Source organism: Lysobacter sp. N42 (assembly GCF_004344885.1).
Window position 1 is genome coordinate 1 of sequence record NZ_SKFB01000124.1, and the last position, 930, is coordinate 930.

Below are 930 nucleotides of genomic sequence, written 5' to 3' on the forward strand. Positions count from 1 at the left end.
CGGCCAAGCTGCCGCAGCTCTGGCATGATCGGCTCCGGATAGCCCGCCGCAGCGGCGCGGCTTAGCTCTGGTGTTAGGCCTCCCATGAAAGAACACGAGAAGCTGGAAGCACTGTATTGCCACATGGAGTCGCTCGGCGTGCCGAAGTCGACCGCTTTCCCGCCTGCTTGGCACCTTCTGTGGACGTTGGGTTGGCACGTGCCGCCGCCGCTGTTTGTAGGTTTCTGGCCGTTGGCGCTTGGCACAGGCTTAGCCTTCGGCATGTTCTGGGGCCTTGCCATGCTCATCATGTCCACGTTCACGCCGGTGTCTGTCACGTGGTTCTCCGCCGGCCTTGCCGGCGTCTGTTTCGGGCTGCTATTCGCCGCGCTCTTGCGGATGAAGGCGAGCCGCTACAACCTGCCACCGTGGCCCGCGTACAACGGTCGAAGTGGGCAGGCCTAACAATTCGTCCAAGCCGACGCCGCTTCGCGGCGCGGCTTAACTCAGGTGTTAGCGCCCGCAGTGGGGGCTCGGTGTTCGGGGTTTGTGCGTCGCACTCGCGGGTTTCCGCTCACGTGCTGCTGGCACCGCAAGCAAGTGGCCATGCATCGTCGCGTTGGGCCCGGCTGGTTGGCCGGCTCCACGCAGCGTGCCGCGCCGTGCAAACCGCCCGGGCACACCATTGCAGCGCGGCACCCTGCCCGGCTGGATCCACGCTGTTGTGGCACTCGCGCACCCAACTGACTCGGCTTACCGCCCTGCTGGCGCAGCGCGGCCCGGCTTGCCGTGCGGCGTCGCTCTCGTCGCGGCCAGGCTCGCCGGCTGCTGTCGTTCCGGGCCTGTCGTGGCATGCTCGCGTCCGTAAGTCTTCGGAGGCGTCTGTCCCAAGCGGGCCGGGCGCTAACAATTCGTCCAAGCCGACGCCGCTTCGCGGCGCGGCTTAACTCA

At 66.8% G+C, this 930-nt stretch carries 1 protein-coding gene; it reads left to right on the forward strand.

From position 1 onward, the window contains the following. Nucleotides 1–84: 84 nt before the first annotated feature. The gene (locus EYQ95_RS26545; RefSeq protein WP_165924871.1) at nucleotides 85–444 is read left to right on the forward strand and encodes a DUF6404 family protein; all 360 of its coding nucleotides are present in this window, start codon (nucleotides 85–87) and stop codon (nucleotides 442–444) included. Nucleotides 445–930 lie beyond the last annotated feature (486 nt).

Coding starts and splice junctions, on each gene's coding strand:
- EYQ95_RS26545 (WP_165924871.1), top strand. CDS start 85: ATGAAAGAACACGAGAAGCTGGAAGCACTGTATTGCCACATGGAGTCG.